Origin of the sequence: Streptomyces sp. NPDC001194, assembly GCF_042896985.1 — a bacterium.
Lineage (GTDB): Bacteria > Actinomycetota > Actinomycetes > Streptomycetales > Streptomycetaceae > Streptomyces.
Window position 1 is genome coordinate 171,247 of the sequence record NZ_JBIAXU010000018.1, and the last position, 6,568, is coordinate 177,814.

The 6,568-nt window shown below is 73.9% G+C and carries 5 protein-coding genes; 4 read left to right on the forward strand and 1 reads right to left on the reverse strand.

Annotation, left to right across the window (positions count from 1 at the left end; translation table 11 throughout):
- Positions 1-48: 48 nt before the first annotated feature.
- The 4 genes from ACFY1T_RS28890 to ACFY1T_RS28905 all read left to right on the forward strand — a co-directional run bounded on the left by ACFY1T_RS28890 (position 49) and on the right by ACFY1T_RS28905 (position 5,032).
- Positions 49-492 (forward strand): SRPBCC family protein, encoded by a 444-nt coding sequence (locus ACFY1T_RS28890; protein WP_030868080.1) that lies wholly within the window; start codon positions 49-51, stop codon positions 490-492.
- Positions 493-785: 293 nt separating this feature from the next.
- Positions 786-1,619: a M55 family metallopeptidase gene (locus ACFY1T_RS28895; RefSeq protein ID WP_390790752.1), complete on the forward strand. Its 834-nt coding sequence runs from the start codon at positions 786-788 to the stop codon at positions 1,617-1,619.
- Position 1,620: 1 nt separating this feature from the next.
- Complete coding sequence (locus ACFY1T_RS28900; RefSeq protein ID WP_390790753.1) at positions 1,621-2,979, forward strand: M20/M25/M40 family metallo-hydrolase; 1,359 nt, start codon at positions 1,621-1,623, stop codon at positions 2,977-2,979.
- Positions 2,980-3,019: 40 nt separating this feature from the next.
- Entirely contained in the window at positions 3,020-5,032 is a 2,013-nt protein-coding gene (locus ACFY1T_RS28905) for a prolyl oligopeptidase family serine peptidase (RefSeq protein ID WP_390790754.1), read from the forward strand.
- Here the strand turns inward: ACFY1T_RS28905 and ACFY1T_RS28910 are convergent.
- Positions 5,029-6,345, reverse strand: a complete 1,317-nt coding sequence (locus ACFY1T_RS28910; protein ID WP_390790755.1) for a serine hydrolase domain-containing protein — start codon at positions 6,343-6,345, stop codon at positions 5,029-5,031. The genes ACFY1T_RS28905 and ACFY1T_RS28910 overlap by 4 nt on opposite strands.
- Positions 6,346-6,568 lie beyond the last annotated feature (223 nt).

A 6,568-nucleotide genomic window follows, 5' to 3' on the forward strand; every position in this document is an offset into this window, starting at 1 on the left:
GTGGTTGGCTTGCCGCGAAGAGCGGACACAACTGCTGGAGGAACAGCTATGGCGCAGGTCGAGGCCACCACGGAGCGGATCATCGCGGCTGACGCGGAGACCGTGTTCGACGCGCTGGCGGACTACACCGGGACCCGGGGGAAGCTGCTGCCCGAGCACTTCAGCGAGTACGAGGTGCGCGAGGGCGGCGACGGCGAGGGCACCCTCGTCCACTGGAAGCTCCAGGCCACCAGCAAGCGCGTGCGCGACTGCCTGCTGGAGGTCACCGAGCCGACCGACGGCCAGCTCGTGGAGAAGGACCGCAACTCCACCATGGTCACCACCTGGGTCGTCACCCCGGCCGGTGAGGGCAAGTCCAAGACCGTGGTCACCACCGTCTGGAACGGCGCCGGCGGCATCGGCGGCTTCTTCGAGCGCACCTTCGCCCCCAAGGGCCTGGGCCGCATCTACGACACCCTGCTGGACAACCTGGCCACCGAAGTCGAGGGCTGAGCAAGGCGGTTGCCCCGGGCCGGCACTGCGGCCGGCACCACTGCGGGTACCGCCGGCACCACTGCCGGTACCGCCGGCGGCACTGCCGCCCGCGCCGGGCGGCTCACCGGATCGGGTGGAATTCCCGGCCGATGTGAGACCCCGGCCCGGGCGTGGCCCCGGGCCGGAGCGGGCCCCGGCGGCTAGGCTGGACGCCTGCGCGGAAGCGGCGTGCAGGCCTGCCCGGACGCCCTCGTCGGGGTCGGCCGCCCTGCGGTGACGCGCGGCCCGCAGCCGACCGCCCGGGGGGCCCGATGAAGATCCTCGTCTCCGCCGACATGGAAGGCGCCACGGGCGTCACCTGGCCCGGCGACGTCCTGCCCGGCACCCCCCAGTGGGAGCGCTGCCGCCCCCTGTTCACCTCCGACGTGAACGCGGCCGTTCTCGGGTTCCTCGACGGCGGCGCCGACGAGGTCCTCGTCAACGAGGCCCACTGGACCATGCGGAACCTGCTCCTCGAACAGCTCGACGAGCGGGCCGAGCTGCTCACCGGCCGCCACAAGAGCCTCTCCATGGTCGAGGGGGTCCAGCACGGCGACGTCGACGGCATCGCGTTCGTCGGCTACCACACGGGCGCCGGCTCCGAGGGGGTCCTCGCGCACACCTACCTCGCCAACTCCATCACCGGGGTCTGGCTGAACGGCACCCGCGCGAGCGAGGGGCTGCTCAACGCGCACGTCGTCGCCGAGTACGGAGTGCCCGTCATCCTCGTCACCGGGGACGACCTGACCTGCGTCGACGCCGAAGGCTACGCGCCGGACGCGGTGAAGGTCGCCGTCAAGGACCACGTCTCCCGCTACGCCGCCGTCTGCCGCACCCCGGCCCGTACCGCCGCCGACATCCGTACCGCCGCCAAGCAGGCCACGGCCCTCGCCGGGCGCCGGGATCCCGTGCGCGGCGGTCCGTACACCGTGGAGCTGGAGTTCGACGCCGTGCACCTGGCGATGTCCGCCACCGTCGTCCCGGGCGTCGAACGCTTCGGGGAGCGCAGGGTCGCGTACACCACCGAGACGATGTACGAGGGGATCCGCACCTTCAAGGCGGTCACGACGGTCGTCTCGGCGGCCGTGGAGGAGCAGTATGGCTGACATGCCCGCAGTCACCCAGGAGTCCGCGGCGGACCGGGAGTCCCCCGTCGACCAGGTCGCGCTCGACGAAGCCGTCGGGTTCACTTCCGATCTGATCCGCATCGACACCACGAACCGGGGCGGCGGCGACTGCCGCGAGCGCCCCGCCGCCGAGTACGTCGCCGAGCGGCTCGCCGCGGCCGGCCTGGAGCCGGTCCTGCTGGAGCGCACGCCCGGCCGCACCAACGTGGTGGCCCGGATCGGGGGGACCGACCCCGGCGCCGAGGCCCTCCTCGTCCACGGCCACCTCGACGTGGTACCCGCCGAGGCGGCCGACTGGAGCGTGGACCCCTTCTCCGGGGAGATCCGCGACGGGGTGGTCTGGGGCCGCGGCGCCGTCGACATGAAGAACATGGACGCGATGGTGCTGGCCGCCGTACGGGCCTGGGCACGGGCCGGCGTCCGGCCGCGCCGGGACATCGTGATCGCCTACACCGCCGACGAGGAGGACAGCGCCGTCGACGGCTCGGGCTTCCTCGCCCGCGAGCACCCGCACCTCTTCGAGGGCTGTACGGAGGGCCTGAGCGAATCCGGCGCCTTCACCGTGCACAACGGCCCCGGACAGGCCCTCTACCCCATCGCGGCCGGCGAACGCGGCACCGCATGGCTGAAGTTGACCGCCCACGGCACGACCGGCCACGGCTCCAAGCCCAACCGGGCCAATGCGGTCAGCCGGCTCGCCGCCGCAGTGGCCCGGCTCGGCGAGTACCGGTGGCCCGTCCGGCTCACCGGCACGGTCGCCGCCTGCATCACCGAACTCGCCGCCCTCCAGGGCCTGTCGGTCGACCCCCGGGCCCGCGACTTCGACCTCGACGCCGTCCTCCCCAAGCTCGGCCCGGCCGGCCTCCTCGTCGAGGCGACCGTGCGCAACAGCGCCAACCCGACCATGCTCAGCGCCGGGTACAAGCTCAACGTCATCCCGGGTACGGCCACCGCGTACGTGGACGGCCGGATGCTGCCCGGCACCGAGGCCGAGTTCACCGCCACCCTCGACGAGCTCACCGGCCCCGACGTCACCTGGGAGTTCCACCACCGCGAGGTGGCCCTCGAAGCCCCCGTGGACGGCCGGACGTTCGGGATCCTGCGCGAGTCCGTGGAACGCTTCGACCCCGAGGGGCACGTGGTGCCGTTCTGCATGGCGGGCGGCACCGACGCCAAGCAGTTCTCCCGGCTCGGGATCACCGGATACGGCTTTTCCCCGCTGAAGCTGCCGCCCGGCTTCGACTACTGGTCCCTCTTCCACGGCGTGGACGAGCGGGTCCCCGTCGACGCCCTGCACTTCGGAGTGCGCGTCCTCGACCACGCCCTGCGGACCCTGTGATGGTGACCCGTGATGGTGATTCTGTGATGGTGAACCGGTGATGGCGGTGCCGACCGGGCCCTACGGAAGCTGGCCCTCGCCCCTGGACGCGGCCGTCGCCGCCTCGCTCGACGGGCGGCCCGAGTACGTGGGCACCGTCGGCCCCGAAGTGTGGTGGACCGAGCCCCGTCCGGCGGAGGGCGGCCGCCGCGCCCTCGTGCGCCGGCCCGCGGACGGCGCCGAGGCCTCGGTGCTGCCGGCTCCGTGGAACGTCCGCAGCCGGGTCACCGAGTACGGCGGCCGGCCCTGGGCGGGCGCCGAACGCCCTTCGGGCGGCCCCCTGTTGGTCTTCGTCCACTTCACCGACCAGCGGATGTACGCCTACGAACCCGACGCGCCCGGAGAGGGGCGCGTCCCGCGGCCCCTGACCCCCCTCTCCGCGGTCGGCGGCGGACTGCGCTGGGCCGACCCCGTCCTGCGGGACGGCGAAGTCTGGTGCGTGCTGGAGGAGTTCACCGGACCGGCGCCGACCGACGTGCGACGGGTGCTGGCCGCCGTGCCGCTGGACGGCTCGGCCGCCGAGGACCGCTCCCTCGTACGCGAACTCGGCGACGACCGGCACCGGTTCACCACCGGTCCACGGCTCTCCCCCGACGGGCTGCGGGCGGCCTGGCTGGTGTGGGACCACCCGCGGATGCCGTGGGACGGCACCGAGGTACGGGTGGCCGAGGTCCGGCCCGACGGGACGCTGGCCGGGGTCCGGACCGTGCTCGGCGGCCCCGAGGAGGCCGTCGCCCAGGTGGAGTGGGCCTCCGGCGGGGCCCTCCTCGCCGTCAGCGACCGCAGCGGCTGGTGGAACCCGTACCGCGTGGACCCGGAGACCGGCGAGGCCGTCAACCTCTGCCCGCGCGAAGAGGAGTTCGGCGGCCCGCTGTGGAAGCCCGGACTGAGCTGGCTGGCCCCGCTCCCCGGAGGGCTCGTCGCCGTCCTGCACGGCCAGGGCTCCTCCGTGCTCGGCGTCCTCGACCCGGAGACCGGCGACCTGGTGGACGCCGCCGGGCCGTGGACGGCCTGGCAGCCGACGCTCGCCGCGCACGGCAACCGCGTGTACGGGGTCGCGGCCAGCCCGCGCAGCGCCTACGAGGTGGTCGAGCTCGACGTCGAGGACGGTCACGCGCGGGTGGTCGGCGCCGCCGGGGTGGACCCGGTGGACCCCTCGTACTACCCCGAGCCGCAGAGCCGGACCTTCCTCGGCCCGGGCGGCCGGGAGATCCACGCCCACATCTACCCGCCGCACCACCCCGCGCGCCGGGCCCCCGCCGACGAACTGCCCCCGTACGTGGTGTGGGCCCACGGCGGCCCCACCGACCACGTGCCGCCCGTACTCGACCTGCACATCGCGTACTTCACCTCGCGCGGCATCGGCGTGGCCGAGGTGAACTACGGGGGCTCCAGCGGCTACGGGCGCGCCTACCGGGAGCGGCTGCGCGAGCAGTGGGGCGTCGTGGACGTGGAGGACTGCGCGGCGGTGGCCCGGGCGCTGGCCGCCGAGGGCACGGCCGACCCGGCCCGGCTCGCCATCCGCGGCGGCAGCGCGGGCGGCTGGACGGCGGCGGCCTCGCTGGCGGCCACCGACCTGTACGCGTGCGGGACGGTCATCTACCCCGTGCTGGACCTGACGGGCTTCGCCGAGGAGACCCACGACCTGGAGTCCCACTACATCGACGGCCTGGCGGGGCCCCCGCAGACCCTGGCCGTACGGTGCCGCGAGCGTTCGCCGCTGGCCCGCGCCGGGAGGATCACCGCGCCGTTCGTGCTGCTCCAGGGGCTGGACGACCCGGTCTGCCCGCCGGCCCAGGCGGAGCGCTTCCTGGCCGCGCTGCGGGGACGGCCGGTGCCGCACGCGTACGTCGCCTTCGAGGGCGAGGGCCACGGATTCCGCCGGGCGGACACCATGATCCGTGCACTGGAAGCGGAACTCTCCCTGTACGCGCAGGTGTTCGGCATCGAACGGACGGACGTTCCGCGGCTGGTCCTGGAGCCGGGCACGGTGGCGGAGCCGGAACGGCCCTAACCCGTGGGGAGGTCGAGCCCGGCGTAGATCTCGTTGAGCACGGTGGGCAGCAGGGCCTGGGCGGTGGCCCGGCCGTCGGGGGCCACGGTGAGGTTCGTCCAGATCACGAGCGTGACGTCGTGGTCGGGGTCGTGGCCCATGAAGGAGTTGAAGCCCGGGAGTTCGCCGCCGTGGTAGTACATCGCGGCGTTCGGGCCGAAGCGCTGGTGGGCGATGCCGTAGCCGTACTCCCGGCCTTCGGGCGCGGCCGGGTCCTCGGCCTGCGGACCGTGGAGCCACTGCCGTTGGGACGCGGGGTCCAGGACCTTGCCCCTCACCAGGGACCGGATCCAGGTGGCCAGGTCGTCGGCGGTGGAGACGGCCCCACCGGCCGCGGTGGCGTAGGAGGGGTTCTGGCGGGTGTAGTCCACGGGCCGGAGCCTCCCGGTCTGCGCCGCCTCACGGATCGAGGCGGGGTACGGGTCGTCGGCCAGGGCGTAGGCCGAACCGCCGTACATGTAGCCGTGCGCCGAGGGCTCGGGCAGCGAGCGGTCGTCCGCGGCCGGCAGGAAGGTCCCCTTCAGTCCGAGCGGGGTGAACAGCCGGTCCCGGAACTGCCGGGCCAGGGGCCGGCCGCCGGCCTTCTCCGCCACCAGGCCCAGCAGGGCGTAGTTGGTGTTGGAGTACTCGTAGGAGGCGCCGGGCGCGAAGTTCGGCGGATGCCGGAAGGCGATGGCCAGGACCTGCTGCGGGGTCCAGGCCTTGCCCGGGTCCGCGTCCAGCGTCGCCGCGAGTTCGGGGGCGGCGGTGTAGTCGTGGAGCCCGCTGCGCATCTTCAGGAGCTCGGCGAGGGTGATCCGTTCGCCGTTCGGCACCCCCGGGACGTAGGCGGACACCGGGTCGGTCAGGCGGAGCCTGCCGTCCTGGGCGAGGAGCATGATCAGCGCCGCCGTCATGGTCTTGGTGTTGGATGCGATCCGGAAGTGGTCGCCCGTGTCCGGCGGCGCGGCCCTGCCCAGCTCCGAGGTGCCGACGATCGCCCGGTACGTGCCTTGCGGGGTGCGCAGCAGCACCACCGCGCCGGGAACCGTCAGCTTCTTCGCCGCCCGGTCGACGGTAGCCTGGAAGGCGGCCTGCTTGATCGGCTTCAGGGGCGACGGGATGCGGGTGGGGGCGGGGGCGGTCATCGTCGCCGCGGGGACGGGGGTGGGCGACGGACCGGCGCGCGCCACGGCGACGGCGGCCGAGCCGAGCGGAGAGCCGCCCCAGGCGATCAGCAGGGCGGCACAGGACGCCGGCACGAGCGCACGCCGACGCGATCGGGAGGTCCTCATCCACTCACCCCAACCCGATTTGGGCAGAATCACCCAATTTTAGCAGCGTGGTCGGAACCAGGCTCCAGGTCGTGTCCCGCGAAGTGGCGCCCCCGGACGCCGCGGGGCAGGCGGGACTACGGACGCGCCCTAGGGGGTGTCTTGTCGATCAGGCCGGATCAGGGAGCGGCGGTGGGCGCCGTGGATCGCAAGGCGGACGAGGGAGTCGACGCGGAGCGTCGGC